Here is a 16495-nt window from a genome sequence, read left to right as displayed (position 1 = left end):
GTGAGGGACAGGACTCGCAAATGGGCGTACGCTTGACGTTCAGTTCGCGATGCCATCCGGAATTCGCGTCTGGTCGGGATCGCGAAACTCAGAATAGCGGCCGCTTGCGCCGTTTGCTGGCGCCAGATGCGGCCGCATGGCAAGGGAGCTAGCGACCATGGCCACACTCTACCAGGGCAATGTCCCAACTATGGGCCAGACCGCCGAAGCGGCTGGACCGGTGATCCGAACCATCCAACTCTCCGATCTGCACGATGCGCTCAAGCGCGGCTGGGAAGATTTCAAGGCGGTGCCGAGCCACGCCATCATCCTCTGCGTGATCTATCCTGTGCTGGGCCTCGTGCTCGCCCGCGTGGTGATGGGCTATTCAGTGCTGCCGTTGTTGTTTCCGCTGGCCGCGGGCTTCGCGCTGATCGGCCCGTTCGCCGCTCTCGGTCTCTACGAGCTCTCCAGCCGGCGCGAGCGCTATGAAGAGGCCAGCGCCTGGGATGCCATGGAGGTGCTGCGTTCGCCCTCCTTCGGCGCCATGCTCGGTCTCGGCGCGCTGCTGCTAGCCCTGTTCGTGACCTGGGTTGCGACCGCGCAGGCGATCTACGTCGCCGCTTTCGGCTATGAAGGCGCATCCGGGATATCGGATTTTCTGACGCGCGTTCTCACGAGCCGGCAAGGCTGGTGGCTGATCGTGGTCGGCTGCGGCACCGGCTTCCTGTTCGCCCTTGCCGCTCTCTGCATCAGTGCTGTGTCGTTCCCGCTGATGCTCGACCGCCATGCCGGCGCGTTCGAGGCCATGGTGACGTCGTTGCGCGTCGTCGCGAAGAATCCGGTGCCGATGGCGGCCTGGGGCCTGATCGTGGCCGTCCTGCTGGCGCTGGGCACGATTCCCGCCTTCCTCGGCCTTGCCGTGGTGGTCCCCGTGCTCGGCCATGCCACCTGGCATCTCTACCGCAAGGTGATCGCGGCCGATCCGGGCGCGCGTCCGGTGCCGCCTCCCCCGCATCGTCCACGCAAGCCGGCCGCCGATTTCCCCGCCAACCTCTTCCCTTGGCGCAATCGGTCCGACGCCTGACGATATCGTGACATGCGATCCTGCCCCGGTGCGGGCAGGATCGCGCACTGTCATACGCCTTGCTTTGGCCGCGGTTACCATCGAGATTGCGCCCGCCGGTCAGATCACTTCACGGAATTTATTTGCTCGAATGACCCCGACGATTTCTCGTCTCGCCCTCGCAGCTTTAGCCATCACCGCGTCCATCCTATCCGCTCAGCCAGCGCTCGCCGCTGTTGCCTGCGGTTCGGGCAATTTCGACGCGTGGCTTGCAGACTTCAAAACCGACGCCGCGGCCAAAGGCGTCTCGCCACAGGCCATTTCCGCCGGGCTCGCTGGTGTGACGCTCGATCAGAACGTGCTCAACCGCGACCGCTCGCAGAAGGTCTTCAGCCAAACCTTCGAGGAATTTTCTGGCCGCATGGTGCCGCCGCGCATGACGCGCGGCTCCAACATGATGAAGCAATACGGCTCGGTGCTGTCGCGTATCGAGCAGACCTACGGCGTGCCTGGCGAGGTGCTAGTCGCGATCTGGGGTCTCGAGACCGATTTCGGCGTCAATACCGGCAAGTTCGCGACCATCCGCTCGCTGGCGACGCTGGCGTATGACTGCCGGCGCTCCGAGCAGTTTCGCGCCGAGCTGTTGGATGCGCTCCGCATCGTCCAGCGCGGCGACCTCGCACCGGCCGAGATGAAGGGCGCGTGGGCCGGCGAGCTCGGACAGACCCAGTTCATGCCGTCGTCATGGATGAAATACGCCGTCGATTTCGACGGCAATGGCAAGCGCGATCTCCTGCACAACGCCCCCGACGTGCTCGCCTCCACCGCGAACTATCTCGCCGGGTACGGCTGGCAGAAGGGTAAGGATTGGCAGCCGGGCAGTCCGAATTTCGCCGTGCTGCAGCAGTGGAACAAGAGCGAGGTTTACTCGAAGACCATCGCGTATTTTGCGACCCAGCTCGCGCGCGCCCCCTAGCAGCCCCATAGTTCGGCGCGTGTGCACTGCAACCAGCACCCTCGTCATGTCGATCCGCCGGTCCAGTCGCACCGCTGCCCACGGCTGGCGAAGTGTACCGCACGTGCCGGTAAATGAATTATGATTCATTTCTAGTACTCAACGAGCATGCGATTCGCGCATGCAAGACTTGGGTATAGGAGCTAGGCAATCAGCTTGCAGACAACCTAAAAGCAACCTATTTGCACTTAAATGGAACCGACTGAACTGCGATAAATCCGTGAATTAACGGGCATTTTCAGCACCCCTTTTCCCCTTCCGCCCACCCTTTGGGCGCGAGTGCTCCTGGGTTAATCGTCCGTTACCAATGCCATGCACCCAGCGCTTAGCTGCATCGCAACATTGGAACTTTCGCACTGCACCACTCTCACCTATATTCATTTCAACGATGAGGCTCGGGCAAGAGCTGAATCGAACTACAGGAGACTACCAATGCTGCTCTCGCTCATCCGCATGATCCAGGCTTTCCGGGACTATCAGCGCAATGTTGCCGAGCTGTCCCAGCTCAGCGATCGCGAGCTGGCCGATATCGGCCTCGATCGCTCGGACATCCCGCGCGTTGCCGCCGGTCAGTATCAGGGCTGATATCGTTCAGCCCTTAACCGGACGAACCGATAGCGCCCGCCTCGTGCGGGCGTTGTCGCATCCGGAGGCAGAAAACTCGATCTCGGCGATTCCACTGATCGCCGAAAAGCGCTACCTGTCCGCCCATGACAGGACCCCAATCAAATACCGTGCACGTGATCGGCGCAGGCCTTGCCGGCTCCGAAGCCGCCTGGCAGGTGGCCAAATCCGGCGTGCCCGTGGTGCTGCACGAGATGCGGCCGACCCGCATGACCGAGGCGCACCGCACCGACGGGCTTGCCGAGCTCGTCTGCTCCAATTCGTTCCGCTCGGACGATGCCGCCAACAACGCCGTCGGCCTGCTGCATGCCGAGATGCGCCGCCTCGATTCGCTGATCATGCGCGCAGCCGACGCCAACCAGGTGCCCGCCGGCGGCGCGCTGGCGGTGGACCGCGACGGCTTCTCGGCGGCCGTCACCAAGGCGCTGAACGATCATCCATTGATCGAGATCGCCCGCGGCGAGGTCGCAGGCCTGCCGCCGGCCGAGTGGAGCAACGTCATCGTTGCGACCGGCCCCCTCACTTCGGCGCCGCTGGCCGACGCGATCCGCGAGTTGACCGACGAGAACGCCCTCGCCTTCTTCGACGCGATCGCGCCGATCGTGCACCGCGAATCCATCGACATGTCAGTGGCCTGGTTCCAGTCGCGCTACGATAAGGTCGGTCCCGGCGGCACCGGCGCCGACTACATCAACTGCCCGATGACAAAGGAGCAGTATGACGGCTTCGTCGCCGCGCTGGTGGCCGGCGAGAAGACCGAGTTCAAGGAATGGGAGACCAACACGCCCTATTTCGACGGCTGCCTGCCGATCGAGGTCATGGCGGAACGCGGCGCCGAGACTCTTCGCCACGGGCCGATGAAGCCGGTCGGCCTCACCAATCCGCACGATCCCACTACAAAGGCCTACGCGATCGTGCAGCTGCGCCAGGACAACAAGCTCGGCACGCTCTACAACATCGTCGGCTTCCAGACGAAACTGAAATACGGCGAGCAGCAACGCATCTTCCGCACCATTCCGGGGCTGGAGAAGGCCGAATTTGCTCGCCTTGGCGGCCTGCATCGCAACACCTTTCTCAACTCGCCAAAGCTGCTCGACGGCCAGTTGCGCCTGCGGGCGCAGCCGCGGCTGCGCTTTGCCGGCCAGATGACGGGCTGCGAGGGCTATGTGGAATCCGCCAGCGTCGGCCTGATTGCCGGTCTCTATGCGGCAGCGGAGGTGCGCGGCGAGACGCTTGCGAGTCCGCCGGTCACGACGGCGCTCGGATCCCTGCTTGGCCACATCACCGGCGGCCATATCGAGACCATCGAGCCCGGCACGCGCTCGTTCCAGCCGATGAACATCAATTTCGGTCTGTTCCCGCCGCTCGCCAGCGCACCGACGAAGAAGCCCGACGGAAGCCGGCTGCGCGGGAATGAGAAGACGGTGGCCAAAAAGCAGGCGATGAGCGCGCTGGCGCTCGCCGATCTCGATCGCTGGATCGCCGATCACCTGCGCATTGCCGCTGCGGCGTGAGTTTTCGATGAACCTTCCCAAAGACGACGCCGCAACACTCTCCGCGCGCTGGACCGAGGGCGTGCTGCTCAAGCGCGACGTGTTCTCGACCGTCGAGCGCGGCCGATTCCGCGACGATGACGGCGAGGTCGAGGCGGTGCTGCGCCGCCTCGACGAGGTGCCGTGGTGGTCATTCCTTTTGGCGCGCCATCTGTTCGCCCGCGAGAAGCATGCGCTGGCTCTCGCCAAGGGCCTCGATGTCGGGCCGGAGCTGCTGTGGGCCGGACGCCGCGCGCTGGTGCGCAGCTTCGTCGATGGTGTCGCGCTGCATCTGGCGAAACCGCATGGCGACCTCGCCTATTTTCGCTCGGCGAAGGCCGCGCTGCGACGGCTGCGCCGCGCCGGCATCTGCCACAACGATCTTGCCAAGGAACAGAACTGGCTGGTCGGCCGCGACGGTCGCGCCTATGTGACGGACTTCCAGCTCGCGGCCTGCTTCGACCGTCGCAGCCGGCTTTATCGCATCCTCGCCTATGAAGATCTCCGGCATCTGCTCAAGCACAAGCGCTCCTACGCACCCGAGGCGCTGACGCCGCGCGAGCGAAAGATCCTGGCGAAGAAGTCGTTCGCCGCCAGCCTCTGGCTCGCCACCGGAAAGAAGGTCTATCGGGCAATCACGCGCGGCCTGTTCAACTTCACCGACCGTGAAGGCGGCGGCCGAAGGCTCGTCAACGACGCGCCGGTGCTGACGGAATTGATCCGCAAGAACCCCGCCGTGCGCGACACCGCCATCGTCGCCTTTGCCGACCGCCGCTCCGGTGTCGGCCTCTATGCCTTCGTCGAAGCCGATCAGGCCGCGCTCGAAGGCCAATTGCGCAACGAGCTCACCGCCGCCAACGGGCCGAAGCCCCCGGAACACATCCAGGTCGTGCACGCACTGCCACGCAACGCCGACGGCAAGCCGCGCACAGAGATCCTGCAACTGGTCGCCATGAACCAGCTCGACCTGATCGAGCCGATGATGAAGAACGATCAGGACCGCGCCTTCCTCAAGGACATCCTGGAGCAGCGCAAGAACCTGCGCGACCGTTTCAATTTCGAGGCCGACCTGCCTGCTGGCTAGCGTGGATCACGCCTTGAAGCGTCCACATTGGCGATAGAGAAGCGATCGGATAATTCGGGGCTTGGCGGGAGGACTTGGCGGGGTCATGGGCAGTCGGGGGACAATGGTGCATCGTGTGGTTGGCAGCCTGATCGCCGGCCTTCTGCTGCTCGCCACCACGCCCGCAATGGCCGAGGCTCCGGCCGAGCTGATCTCCAGCTTCCGCCTCAAGCATGGTGAGGTCCGCGTCGTCCGCGATTCGACCCTCGACCGCATCGCCATGGACCAGGCGCGCGCGATGGCGACGAAGGACGACCTCAGTCACGACGCCCTCGGCCCGTTCAACCGCCGCGTCGCACCGGCCGGCGCAGGCCGCGCCGCCGAGAACATCGCCTACGGCTACGACAATTTCGAGAAGACCCTCGGACAGTGGATCGACTCGTCGGGACACCGCAAGAATTTGCTGCTGCACAACGCTTCCCGCGTGGGGATCGCGAGCGCGAAAAACGCCAGCGGCAAACGCACCTATTGGGCGATGGTGATCGCCGGCGACTACGAACCGAAGGGCAAAGGCAAAGGCAAAAAAGACGGGGAACCTCTGGTTGCCGTGAAGCGCGAGGCCGCGCCCGCGAGCAAGCCGAAATCCAGCGGTTGCCACATCAAGCTGCTCGGCCTCTGCATCTGAGACCAAGCCCGATCTGAGACCAAGCCCGGCCATCTTGCCCGCATCCCTCGACGCGTTTAATCCATGCACGAGGATCGCGAGACGCGGAGGCATGGATGATGGATATCAACCGAATTCGCCGCGACACGCCGGCTGCCTCTCGGCTCGCCTATCTCCACAACGCGGGCGCGGCGCTGATGCCGGCGCCGGTTGTTGCGGCGATGAAGGAACACATCGATCTGGAGAGCGAGATCGGAGGCTATGCCGCCGCCGACCGTGAGTCCCGCCGGCTTGATTCAGTCTACGGCTCAGTGGCGCGCCTGCTGAATGCCGCGCCAGATGAGATCGCCCTTATGGAGAACGCGACGGTTGCGTGGCAGATGGCTTTCTACGCGCTTCCATTTAGCAAGGGCGATCGGATCCTGACTGCCGAGGCGGAGTACGCGGCCAACTATGTCGCCTTTCTTCAGGTCGCCAAGCGAACAGGCGTCGCGATCGATATCGTACCGAGCGATGCCAGCGGCGAACTCGACCTCGACGCGCTCGAACGCATGATCGATGGGCGCGTGAAGCTGATTGCGATCACATGGGTTCCGACCAATGGCGGGCTGGTCAATCCGGCTGCGGCCGTCGGCAAGATCGCGCGAGCGCGAGGCATTCCTTATCTGCTCGACGCCTGCCAGGCGGTCGGACAGATGTCGGTCGACGTCGAGGCCATCGGCTGTGACATGTTGTCGGCGACCGGGCGTAAATTCCTCCGCGGCCCGCGCGGCACCGGCTTTCTCTACGTCCGCCGGGCGATGCTGCAGCGGCTCGAACCGCCAATGATCGACCACTTCGCCGCACCCTGGGTCTCGCGGGACGCTTATCGGCTGCGTGACGATGCGCGCCGTTTCGAAACCTGGGAGAACAACTACGCAGCCCGGCTTGGGCTGGGCACGGCTGTCGATTATGCCCTCGATATCGGGATCGGCCCCATCGAGCAGCGTTGCCGCATGTTGGCGGACCGCCTAAGGGGCGGCCTTGCGACCATTCGCGGCATCAGAGTTCGCGACCTCGGACGCGCGCCGGGAGCCATCGTCAGCTTCACGGTGGAAGGGTACGAGGCGGACACGATCGTCAGCGACGCGGCCGCCGCCGGCATCACGATCGGTGCGTCAGATCCATCGAGCACGCGCATCGATGCCGAAATTCGCGCGCTGCCCCCGGTGGTGCGCGCCTCCCCGCATTACTACAATACGGAAGCCGAGATCGATCGGCTGATCGCCCACCTGGAAGCTTTGACGCCCCGATAGCAAGGCGCAAGAACCTGCTCGACCGAATCGAGTTCGAAGCCGATCCGCCGTCGCCCCAGCACATGGCCTTCAACCTTTCGTTGTCAGCGCCGACAGCTGGTCGGTGTCGAAACGGGCGCGCAATTCACTGATGGCTTTCGCGTCCGGGGCTCCGCTTGCGGTCAGCTTGGCCAATTCCTCGAAGTAGCGTTCGTGTCCCGGTGGAGAGACCGTCATGAGCACGCGCGCTGGCTTCTCGCTGACGTTGGTGATGTTGTGCGGGACGCCGGGGGGAATGAAGAGATAGGTCCCCGGTGCCGCTCGGACGACTTCGTCACCGACATGCCATTCGCACTCGCCCTCCAGCATGTAGAAGGTCTCTTCCTGCACGCGATGAACGTGCCGGCCTGTGGCGAACCCTGCCGGTATCGTCCAGTCGAACATGCTGGTGTGCTTTGTATCTTCGCCGGTTACCAGGAAGGCCATCGGTTGACCGCGCAGCATGATTCCCTTGGTCTCGCCGGACCTGCGGATGAGCGGTTTGGCGTTCATGTGACCCTCCATGGCTCGGTGCGGCTCTGCTGAAAACCACGCCATGGTGATCCAGCGGCTCCTGAAAGTGGTGAAGCCGTTCGGAAAACATTGCAAAAAACCTCCGAAATGTGCCCTTCTTTGGCAATGGCCATGATCCTTGAATTTGGTCCATTCCGTCTCGACGCCGATGCAGGAATCCTTTTCCACGGTGCCGAGCCGATCCCCCTCGGCCAGCGAGCCGTCCTGCTCTTGGCCCTGCTCGTGCAACGGGCCGGCGCGCCGGTGTCCAAGGAAGCCTTGATCGAGGCGGCGTGGCCTGCCCAGGCAATCGAGGACAGTAATTTGACCGTCCAAATCGCTGCTGTGCGGCGCATTTTGGCAGATATCTCTGGAGAGGCCCGCTGGATCGAGACCCTGCCACGGCGTGGCTATCGCTATGTGGGTCCCTCCGTTACGACGTCCCATCGGGATCACGCATCCGCCGCCTCCGCAGCGCCATCGCTGATGTTGCCTGACAGGCCGTCAATCGCGGTCTTGCCCTTCGCGAACCTGAGCGGTGATGCAGAGCAAGACTACTTTGCCGAAGGGATGGTCGACGACATCATCACCGGACTGTCGCGCATCAACTGGCTGTTCGTAATCGCGCGGAATTCGACGTTCATATACAAGGGCCGTGCGGTAGACTTGAAACAGGTCGGCCGCGAGCTTGGCGTCCGGTATGTGCTGGAAGGCAGCGTCCGGAAGACCGGCACAACGGTCCGCATCACTGGTCAGTTGATCGATACGTCGACCGGCGGGCATGTGTGGGCCGAGCGCTACGACCGCGGGTCCGAGGACGTTTTCGCCCTCCAGGATGACATCGCCCTATCGGTCGTCGGCGCCATTGCGCCGAGCCTGCGGCGCGCCGAATTCAACAGGGTCAAGCGCCAACGGCCCGACAGCCTCGATGCCTATGATCTTGTCCTGCGGGCCCAGCCGGATGTCGATTCCGGAATGCCAGAGCAGGTCACGCAAGCCCTTGTGCTGCTCGCACGTTCGATCGCGCTTGAGCCCACTTATGCGCTAGCGCACGGCAATGCCGCAATGTGCCACCATTGCCTGTTCCTTCGAGCCGGTTTGCAGGCGGTCAATCGGGCCGCGTCGATCCATCATGCACGGTCGGCTCTGATCCACGGACAGGATGACGCGCTTGCTCTCACCCTTGCGGCTTTTTCGATCGGCATGGATGGGCACGATCGTTCCGCAGCATTCACTGCACTCGACGCCGCACTCGCCATCAGCCCATCATCGGCGCTGACCTACATCCTCGGCAGCGTCATGCTCGGTTGGAGCGGCGAAGCCGACCGCGCCATCGAGTGGAGCGAAAGGGGCGTGCGGCTCAGTCCGTTCGATCCCTGGGCCTTTGCTGCGTTCGACGCGCAAGCCATGGGTCACTTCCACCGCGGTCGATATGAAGAAGCATGTCGTGCGGCCTACCGGTCGGTTCAGGCCAATCCTCGACACAGCATTACCTATGTGCAACTGGCTGCGGCGCTCGCAAAGCTCGGACGTCTGGAAGAAGCGAGGGCGGCGGCCGCCCGGGTGCTCGAGTTGCACCCGACGTTTCGCTACAGCCGGCAGTTCTCAGGCGTTAACTGTTCCCCGTCGCTTGCGTCGTCCCTTGGCGAGGCGCTTCGTGCCGCCGGCCTGCCGGAATAACGTCGCGCCAATCAGGTACAGCGCGCACTCAATCCGGATGCGCCAAGCTTCGCCATGACCTCGTCGAGATGGGCGCTGTCGCGAGTCTCGATCACCAGTTGCAGCAGCGTCGCCTTGGCCGGAAGATCCGAGAACGTGCGCTGGTGCGAGACCTCGATGATGTTGGCGCCGGCCTCGGCCAGCAGTGCCGCGACCGCAGCCAGTTGGCCGGGCCTGTCGGGGATGTCGAGCGACAGCTGGGTGAGCCGCCCCTCGCGCGCCAACTCGCGGGTCAGGACCGATGCGATCAGCCGCGTGTCGATATTGCCGCCGCTCAGCACCAGCCCGACCTTCTGGCCGGCGAAACGGGACGGGTCCGACATCAGTGCGGCGAGACCGGCGGCGCCGGCGCCCTCGACGACTGTCTTCTCGATCGAGATCAAGGTCGCGACTGCGCGCTCGAGCTCGGCTTCGTTCACAAGCGCGATATCGTCGACCAGGCGGCGGACGATTTCGGTCGTGATCCTGCCAGGCGATTTCACCGCGATGCCTTCGGCGAGCGTGTCGCCACGTGCCGGCAGATTGCCGCCGTGGATGGCGTTGTACATCGAGGGGTAGAGCCAGGCCTCGACGCCGAGGATCCGCAGCGACGGCTTGATCGATTTCGCGGCAATGGCGATCCCGCTGATCAGGCCACCGCCGCCGATCGGGACGACCAGCGTATCGAGCTCCGGCACGGCCTTGAGTATTTCGAGCCCGACCGTGCCCTGCCCCGCGATGACGAGCGGATCGTCATAGGGATGGACGAAGATCATGCCGCGGGCTTCGCCGTGGCTGCGCGCATACGTGGCCGCCTCCTCCAGCGTGGCGCCCGTCACCACCACCTCGGCACCGTGATGCCTGGTGTTTTCGACCTTCACCATGGGCGTGCCGACCGGCATGACGATGGTGGCGGGAATGCCGAGCCGCTTGGCGTGATAGGCGACGCCCTGCGCGTGGTTACCCGCCGACATCGCGACGACGCCCCGCGCGCACTCCTCCGGCGTCAACGCCGTGAGGCGGTTGAGCGCACCGCGCTCCTTGAACGAGGACGTGAACTGGAGGTTCTCGAATTTCAGCCAGATGTCGGAGCCGCAGATATGGCTCAGCGTTCGGCTGTAGCTACAGGGCGTCTCGACGACGGCGCCGCGGATCGTCTCGGCGGCGGCATGGATGTCATCAGGTGCGACCGGAAGGCCGCTGAGATCAGAGGAGATGCTTTGGGACAACTCAGCCATAGGACAGCATAGAGCATTTGCCCGGCTCCGGCGATAAGCCAACCGCTATTTGGTAAATTCCCGCGAACGTGAAGCCCGCCAAAGCGTCCACAGCGTATGCAGCCGCGATGACGGCTGCGGCGTAAATAGATTGCGCCCGGGCTGCGACAGGCGCTTGAGGTCGGCCCGCGCTTGTCCGAGCGGAAGGAACGCTGGACGCACTGATGCCGGCACCTCCACCAGCAGCGACAAGGCCGTCGTCAAATGTTGCCGCGCCTCGGCCAAGAGCTGGTCCAGCGCGGCGCGCAAGTTTGGCGTCTCCTTGCCGGCGAAGACGTCTTCCACGTCGCAATCGTGGCTCGCCAGCACCTGCTGCGGCAGGAACAATTGCCGGCGCGCCGCATCGCGCGGCAGATTGGCGATGACCTCTACGATGCCCTGCGCCAGCCCGGCATGGCGGGCGAGATGCTCGGCCGCCTCCGACGATGGTCCCATGATCCGGGCGGCGAGATCGAACAGCGCCGATGAGGTCGCCGCGAGGTAGCCCTCCAGCGCCGCCATTGTTGGCATTGGGTCGTTGTAGAGATCGAATTGATGCTCGTCGGCGAGTAGCGACAGCGGTTCGACCGGCAGGTCGAAATCACGAATTGCGCGGAGCAGCTCCGCCGCCACCGGATTGCCCTCGGCGCTGCCATGGACCTGGCCCGACAGCATGTCGGTCCACCATTGCAGGCGGATTTCACCGGGCAAGGGCTGGGTCACCTGGTCGCGGACGCGGACGATCTCGACATTGAAGGCATAGAGCGCCAGCAGCGCGCGGCGCTCGGCAGCAGGCGCGAACAGGGTCGCGGCATAGCGCGGAAAGTCGTGGCTGCGCACGAGGTCAGCACAGAACGCGGCAGAATCCGGCGGCGGCGCGGAGCCACTCATGGCACGGCGATCAGCGCGGCCGCGACGCGCCGCCGTTCGCCGATCATGATGTTGTAGGTACGCACGGCGGGACCGGTCTGCATCGTATCCAGCACCACCCTCGCCGCTTTAAGCGCCTGGCGCAGTTCCGCTGGCGGCAGCCAGACTCCGGTTCCGGTGCCGATCAGGAGCGTGTCGATGCTGTTGGCGGACTTGAAGACTCGATCCAGCGAATAGCGGTCGATCTTCGCGGGGTCCGTTATGTCCCAGGCCCAGATCGCGTCGGGCAGGCAAAGCAGCGATCCCCGATGCGACATGCCGGCAAAGGCAAAGCCGCCCTTGCCATAAGCTTCGATCGGCGCCGAGCGGGGGAAATGCGGTGCGTTGGGATCGCCGGCCATGAGCTTCGTCCGAAGGAGCCTACTGCCCTCGCAAACTCCTGCGAGGGCATCCGGTTCGGATCATGCCTTGCTTTTCTTCGCGGGCGTAGCCTTATCGACCGAATCTTCACGATGCTCGCCGACGCCGAGATAGATCAGGATCGGGGCCGCGATGAAGATCGAGGTATAGGTGCCGACCAGCACCACGCCGAACATCATCACCGCGGTGAAGCTGTGGATCGCATGGCCGCCGAACAGCAGCAGGGCCAGCAGCGCCAGCGTCACAGTGAAATGGGTGATGATCGAGCGCGACAGCGTCGAGTTGATGGACTCGTTGAGGAGCTGCGGCATCGGCATCTTCTTGTAGCGCCGCAGCATTTCACGGATGCGGTCGTAGATGACGACGGTGTCGTTGAGTGAATAGCCCAAAATGGTCAGAAGCGCCGCGATGCTGGTCAGGTCGAAATCGACCTGACTGATCGACATGAAGCCGATCGTCAGCACGATGTCGTGCACGTTGGCGATCATGGCGCCGAGCGCAAACTGCCACTCGAAGCGGAACCAGAGATAGACCAGGATCGAGACGATCGCCAGCATCAGGCCGAGCATGCCGTAGCTCAGCAGTTCGCCGGAGACACGCGGCCCCACCACCTCGACGCGGCGATAGTCCACGGAGTCGCCGAGGGCAGCGCGGACCTTGTCGACAGCTGCCTGCTGCGCCTTGTCGCCGCCCGGCTGCTCGGCAACGCGAAGCAGCACGTCGGCGGGGCCGCCGAATTGCTGCAGCTGGACTTCTCCGAGGCCCAGACTGCCGAGGGTGGACCGCATCTGCGCAATGTCCGCCGTGCCCGACTTGGCACGCACCTCCATCAGGGTGCCACCCTTGAAGTCGATGCCGAAATTCAGGCCGTGCGTGAAGAACAGCACGATGGCGAGGATCGAGAGCGTCGCCGAGATCGGGAACGAGATGCGGCGGAACTGGGTGAAGTCGAAATGCGTGTCATCCGGCACTATGCGCAGCGACGGCAGCAGCCCGAGCACGCTGACCACGGTCAGCACGGCAATGACGACGCCGAGGGAGATGAGAACGATTTGAGTAGTGGTCACAGCCGGCCTCGATGATCAAATCGGCACGGTCTTCGGCCGCTTCCACTGCACCCACCATGCGACGATCAGGCGGGTCATTGTGAAGGCGGTGAAGACGGTGGTTATGATGCCAATGCCGAGCGTCACTGCGAAGCCGCGCACCGGACCGGTGCCGATCATGAACAGCACTGCAGCGGCGATGAAGGTGGTGATATTGGAGTCGAGAATGGTGGCAAGCGCCCGCTTGAAGCCTGCGTCGATCGCCGATATCGGGCTTCTCCCGCCGCGCAATTCCTCGCGGATGCGCTCATAGATCAGCACGTTGGAGTCGACCGCGATACCGACCGTGAGCACGATGCCGGCGATGCCCGGCAGGGTCAGCGTGGCGCTGAGCAGCGACAGCAGGCCGAAGATCATGGCAACGTTGATACAGACGGCGATGTTGGCGAACACGCCGAACAGCCGATACGTCAACAGCATGAACACGACGACCATGATCGAACCGACATAAGCAGCAAGTTCGCCCTTCTCGATCGAGTCCTGGCCGAGGCCCGGCCCGACAGTGCGTTCCTCCACGACAGTCAGTGGCGCCGGCAGCGCGCCGGCGCGCAAGAGGATCGCGAGGTCGTTGGCCGACTGCACGGTGAAACTGCCGGAGATCTGGCCCTGGCCGCCGGTGATCGGCTCGCGAATGACCGGCGCGGAGATCACCTTGTTGTCGAGAATGATTGCGAAGCGCAGCCCGACATTCTCCTGCGTGGCCTGCGCAAACTTGCGCGCACCCGAGCTATTGAACTTGAAGCTGACGACCGGCTCATTGCTACGCTGGTCGAAGGTCGCCTGGGCGTCGGTTAGATCGCCGCCCGCAACCAGCACCTGCTTCTTGACCACCTCGCCGGGCGGCGGCGGCGAGGCGCTCGGCAGGTACTCGGTGTCCGGCGGCAACGTGCCTTGCTGCGCCTGGTCTGGCGGCACCGAGGGATCGACCATGCGGAATTCCAACTTCGCAGTCTTGCCCAGCAGCTCCTTCAGGCGGGTCGGATCCTGAAGGCCGGGGACCTGCACCAGGATGCGGTCGTTACCCTGACGCTGGATGATAGGCTCGACGGTGCCAAGCTCGTTGACGCGCTTCTCGACGATTTGGATCGACTGCTCGATGGTCTTGCGCAAACGGTCGAGCATCGCGCCCTGCGGGATGCTCAGGCGGATCAATCCGCCCCCGGCGTCAGTCACTTCGAGGTCGCGCTGACCGCTGGATCCCATCAGGCCGCCGAGCGGCTGGGCCAAATCACGCAGCTTGGCCAGCGCCGGCTGCTGGTCGGATTCCTTGGTGATGCGAACCTCGGCCGCGTCGTTGCGCACGGTGACGCCGCCGGTAAAGCCGATCTTGGCCTCGCGCAGCACGCGACGGACGTCGTCGCGGATCTGATCGAGCTTTTCCTTCTTCACATAGTTGGAATCGACCTCGAGCAGCAAAGAGGAGCCGCCCTGGAGATCGAGGCCGAGCACGAGCTTCCGCTGCGCCCAGGCGGGCCAGGTCTTGACCTGCGCTTCGGAGAAGAAGTTCGGGACCGCGCAGAGGCACACGATCAGCGCCGTCAGGATAATCCCGAGCGCCTTCCACCGCGTGAAATACAACATCGACTGGACCTGTCAGATCAGGAGATTTGCAGGAAAACTTGAGAGACTCGCGGAAGCACTTACTTCGACGCGGCGTCTTCCTTGGCGCTTTCCTTGGATTCCTTGGCCGGCTCCCCCTTGGCGCGCACGCCGGAGACCATCGAGCGCATCTGCCGCACCCGCACGCCATCGGCGATCTCGAACTCGATCTGGTCGTCGTCGACGACCTTGGTGACCTTGCCGACGAGACCGCCCGAGGTCACCACGGTGTCGCCGCGGCGGATGTTTTTCACGAGGTCGGCGTGGTCACGGACCTTCTTCTGCTGCGGACGCAGAATCAGGAAGTACATGATCACGAAGATCAGGGCGAACGGCAGCAGCGACATCAACATGCCGCTGGTGTCGCCGGCGCCCGCAGCCTGGGCATACGCAGGGGTAATCAGCATTCGGACGATCCTCGTGAGAACGGGGGAAAACCGGTCAGGCCCAGATGGCGACCGGTTCGGTCAAATTCGCGCGGACTATAGCGGCCATTGCCCCAATTGCAACGCTGCCAGACCGCCCTTTTAGCCACCTTGCGGCGCGCGCTCAGGCCCGATAAGGCTGCATTCTCAGGAACTTCGGACATGCCCCAAAAACCAAGCAAAAGCCCGGCCGGCAAAGGCCCCCGCACCCCTGCCGCGAAGCCAGCCGGCGTCGCGGCAAAACGTCCCAAGGCGGCCGTCAAAGCGGCTTTCAAGACGATTTCCAAGGCGACTTCCAAGACGACTTCGAAGGCCAACCAAAGCGTCTCCCAGGAGCGCATCGTTCGCGCGCTGGAGACGATCGCGGCGCATCTCTCCGCTCGAGGCAAGCCCGCCGCCGAACGCGAGTCGTTCAAGCAGGCAGATGCATTCGTCTGGCACCCGGACGGCCGCCTTGCGGCGGTGCCGCGGGTCAGCCGCGTCGAACTGTTCCTGCTCAAGGGCGTCGATCGGATGCGCGACATCCTGATGGAGAACACCGAGCGCTTCGCCAACGGATTGCCCGCCAACAACGCACTGCTCTGGGGCGCGCGCGGCATGGGCAAGTCGTCGCTGGTGAAAGCGGCGCATGCCAGCATAAACGCGGAGCGCAAACCGGCCGACAGACTGAAGCTGATCGAGATTCATCGCGAGGACATCGAGAGCCTGCCGACCCTCATGGAGCAGCTACGCGCCTCGTCCTTCCGCTTCATCGTGTTCTGCGACGATCTCTCCTTCGACGGCAATGATGCGTCCTACAAATCGCTCAAGGCGGTGCTGGAAGGTGGCATCGAAGGTCGGCCGGAGAACGTCATCCTCTACGCCACCTCCAACCGCCGCCATCTGCTGGCGCGCGAGATGATCGAGAACGAGCGCTCGACCGCGATCAATCCCGGCGAAGCCGTCGAGGAGAAGGTCTCGCTGTCGGATCGCTTTGGCCTCTGGCTTGGCTTCCACCGCTGCAGCCAGGACGAATATCTCGCCATGGTGCGGGGCTATTGCAGCCATTTCGGCGTCAAGGTCGACGATGACGCGCTGGAGCGCGAGGCACTTGAATGGTCGACGACGCGCGGTTCGCGCTCGGGCCGCGTCGCCTGGCAGTTCGTGCAGGAGCTTGCGGGCCGGCTCGGCGTGAAGCTGACGGCGACGTAGCCACAGTCATAGCCCAACCCAAAACTGTCATCGCCCCCGCAAGCGGGGGGTGCAGGATTGCAGAGAAGGGTGTGTTGAATAGAGGGGCCGCGGGGGTCTGGGGCCCCCCCCCGCCCGCGGGGGCGCCCCCCCGGGGGGGGGGGGGGGGGGGGGGGGGAGGT

At 64.1% G+C, this 16495-nt stretch carries 16 protein-coding genes; 9 read left to right on the top strand and 7 right to left on the bottom strand.

Going from position 1 to position 16495, the window contains the following annotated elements; genetic code table 11:
* Positions 1–157: 157 nt before the first annotated feature.
* The 7 genes from AC0L2J_RS12300 to AC0L2J_RS12270 all read left to right on the top strand — a co-directional run bounded on the left by AC0L2J_RS12300 (position 158) and on the right by AC0L2J_RS12270 (position 7238).
* Complete coding sequence (locus tag AC0L2J_RS12300; protein WP_007610673.1) at positions 158–1066, top strand: DUF2189 domain-containing protein; 909 nt, start codon at positions 158–160, stop codon at positions 1064–1066.
* A gap of 130 nt (positions 1067–1196) precedes the next feature.
* Positions 1197–2021 carry a lytic murein transglycosylase gene (locus AC0L2J_RS12295; RefSeq protein ID WP_007610675.1) on the top strand — a complete coding sequence of 275 codons (825 nt, stop codon included), beginning with the start codon at positions 1197–1199 and terminating at the stop codon, positions 2019–2021.
* 471 nt (positions 2022–2492) lie between these two features.
* Positions 2493–2645, top strand: a complete 153-nt coding sequence (locus AC0L2J_RS12290) for a DUF1127 domain-containing protein (protein ID WP_007590701.1) — start codon at positions 2493–2495, stop codon at positions 2643–2645.
* Positions 2646–2770: 125 nt separating this feature from the next.
* Positions 2771–4198: a methylenetetrahydrofolate--tRNA-(uracil(54)-C(5))-methyltransferase (FADH(2)-oxidizing) TrmFO gene (trmFO, locus tag AC0L2J_RS12285; RefSeq protein ID WP_473389995.1), complete on the top strand. Its 1428-nt coding sequence runs from the start codon at positions 2771–2773 to the stop codon at positions 4196–4198.
* A gap of 7 nt (positions 4199–4205) precedes the next feature.
* Complete coding sequence (locus AC0L2J_RS12280; RefSeq protein ID WP_473389991.1) at positions 4206–5300, top strand: serine/threonine protein kinase; 1095 nt, start codon at positions 4206–4208, stop codon at positions 5298–5300.
* A gap of 85 nt (positions 5301–5385) precedes the next feature.
* Entirely contained in the window at positions 5386–5964 is a 579-nt protein-coding gene (locus AC0L2J_RS12275; protein ID WP_473389987.1) for a CAP domain-containing protein, read from the top strand.
* Between the two features lie 95 nt (positions 5965–6059).
* A complete protein-coding gene (locus AC0L2J_RS12270; RefSeq protein ID WP_473389984.1) occupies positions 6060–7238 on the top strand; it encodes an aminotransferase class V-fold PLP-dependent enzyme in 1179 nt (392 codons plus the stop codon).
* A gap of 69 nt (positions 7239–7307) precedes the next feature.
* Here the strand turns inward: AC0L2J_RS12270 and AC0L2J_RS12265 are convergent, their stop codons facing one another.
* Positions 7308–7769 carry a cupin domain-containing protein gene (locus AC0L2J_RS12265; RefSeq protein WP_007610684.1) on the bottom strand — a complete coding sequence of 154 codons (462 nt, stop codon included), beginning with the start codon at positions 7767–7769 and terminating at the stop codon, positions 7308–7310.
* A 126-nt stretch (positions 7770–7895) separates the two neighbouring features.
* On the opposite strand from AC0L2J_RS12265, the gene AC0L2J_RS12260 reads away from it, so the two are divergent.
* On the top strand, positions 7896–9449 hold the full coding sequence (locus AC0L2J_RS12260) for a winged helix-turn-helix domain-containing tetratricopeptide repeat protein (protein WP_473248956.1): 1554 nt from the start codon (positions 7896–7898) through the stop codon (positions 9447–9449).
* A gap of 11 nt (positions 9450–9460) precedes the next feature.
* On the opposite strand, the gene AC0L2J_RS12255 is transcribed toward AC0L2J_RS12260, so the two are convergent.
* From AC0L2J_RS12255 to yajC, 6 genes are read right to left on the bottom strand one after another with little or no spacing between them, the layout of a single operon-like run.
* Positions 9461–10705: a threonine ammonia-lyase gene (locus AC0L2J_RS12255; protein ID WP_007610694.1), complete on the bottom strand. Its 1245-nt coding sequence runs from the start codon at positions 10703–10705 to the stop codon at positions 9461–9463.
* 45 nt (positions 10706–10750) lie between these two features.
* Positions 10751–11614, bottom strand: coding sequence for a phytoene/squalene synthase family protein (locus tag AC0L2J_RS12250; RefSeq protein WP_473389980.1), 864 nt, complete (start codon positions 11612–11614; stop codon positions 10751–10753).
* Positions 11611–11994, bottom strand: a complete 384-nt coding sequence (locus AC0L2J_RS12245) for an Mth938-like domain-containing protein (protein WP_007590678.1) — start codon at positions 11992–11994, stop codon at positions 11611–11613. Before AC0L2J_RS12245 ends, AC0L2J_RS12250 begins: the two co-directional genes overlap by 4 nt.
* 60 nt (positions 11995–12054) lie before the next feature.
* Positions 12055–13080: a protein translocase subunit SecF gene (gene secF, locus AC0L2J_RS12240; RefSeq protein WP_473389977.1), complete on the bottom strand. Its 1026-nt coding sequence runs from the start codon at positions 13078–13080 to the stop codon at positions 12055–12057.
* Positions 13081–13095: 15 nt separating this feature from the next.
* Complete coding sequence (gene secD / locus AC0L2J_RS12235) at positions 13096–14700, bottom strand: protein translocase subunit SecD (protein WP_007610700.1); 1605 nt, start codon at positions 14698–14700, stop codon at positions 13096–13098.
* A 59-nt stretch (positions 14701–14759) separates the two neighbouring features.
* Entirely contained in the window at positions 14760–15125 is a 366-nt protein-coding gene (yajC, locus tag AC0L2J_RS12230; protein WP_007610701.1) for a preprotein translocase subunit YajC, read from the bottom strand.
* A gap of 180 nt (positions 15126–15305) precedes the next feature.
* On the opposite strand from yajC, the gene AC0L2J_RS12225 reads away from it, so the two are divergent.
* Positions 15306–16334, top strand: a complete 1029-nt coding sequence (locus AC0L2J_RS12225) for an ATP-binding protein (RefSeq protein ID WP_473389973.1) — start codon at positions 15306–15308, stop codon at positions 16332–16334.
* Positions 16335–16495: the final 161 nt, after the last annotated feature.

Source organism: Bradyrhizobium sp. MV1.5 (genome assembly GCF_055807615.1).
The sequence above is the reverse complement of the archived record's forward strand: the minus strand, read 5'-3'. Positions and strand labels throughout refer to the sequence as shown.

Excerpts from the sequence above, each read along its gene's own strand:
- AC0L2J_RS12300 (WP_007610673.1), top strand. The coding sequence starts at position 158 with ATGGCCACACTCTACCAGGGCAATGTCCCAACTATGGGCCAGACCGCC.
- AC0L2J_RS12295 (WP_007610675.1), top strand. The coding sequence starts at position 1,197 with ATGACCCCGACGATTTCTCGTCTCGCCCTCGCAGCTTTAGCCATCACC.
- AC0L2J_RS12290 (WP_007590701.1), top strand. The coding sequence starts at position 2,493 with ATGCTGCTCTCGCTCATCCGCATGATCCAGGCTTTCCGGGACTATCAG.
- trmFO (WP_473389995.1), top strand. The coding sequence starts at position 2,771 with ATGACAGGACCCCAATCAAATACCGTGCACGTGATCGGCGCAGGCCTT.
- AC0L2J_RS12280 (WP_473389991.1), top strand. The coding sequence starts at position 4,206 with ATGAACCTTCCCAAAGACGACGCCGCAACACTCTCCGCGCGCTGGACC.
- AC0L2J_RS12275 (WP_473389987.1), top strand. The coding sequence starts at position 5,386 with ATGGGCAGTCGGGGGACAATGGTGCATCGTGTGGTTGGCAGCCTGATC.
- AC0L2J_RS12270 (WP_473389984.1), top strand. The coding sequence starts at position 6,060 with ATGATGGATATCAACCGAATTCGCCGCGACACGCCGGCTGCCTCTCGG.
- AC0L2J_RS12265 (WP_007610684.1), bottom strand. The coding sequence starts at position 7,769 with ATGAACGCCAAACCGCTCATCCGCAGGTCCGGCGAGACCAAGGGAATC.
- AC0L2J_RS12260 (WP_473248956.1), top strand. The coding sequence starts at position 7,896 with ATGGCCATGATCCTTGAATTTGGTCCATTCCGTCTCGACGCCGATGCA.
- AC0L2J_RS12255 (WP_007610694.1), bottom strand. The coding sequence starts at position 10,705 with ATGGCTGAGTTGTCCCAAAGCATCTCCTCTGATCTCAGCGGCCTTCCG.
- AC0L2J_RS12250 (WP_473389980.1), bottom strand. The coding sequence starts at position 11,614 with ATGAGTGGCTCCGCGCCGCCGCCGGATTCTGCCGCGTTCTGTGCTGAC.
- AC0L2J_RS12245 (WP_007590678.1), bottom strand. The coding sequence starts at position 11,994 with ATGGCCGGCGATCCCAACGCACCGCATTTCCCCCGCTCGGCGCCGATC.
- secD (WP_007610700.1), bottom strand. The coding sequence starts at position 14,700 with ATGTTGTATTTCACGCGGTGGAAGGCGCTCGGGATTATCCTGACGGCG.
- yajC (WP_007610701.1), bottom strand. The coding sequence starts at position 15,125 with ATGCTGATTACCCCTGCGTATGCCCAGGCTGCGGGCGCCGGCGACACC.
- AC0L2J_RS12225 (WP_473389973.1), top strand. The coding sequence starts at position 15,306 with ATGCCCCAAAAACCAAGCAAAAGCCCGGCCGGCAAAGGCCCCCGCACC.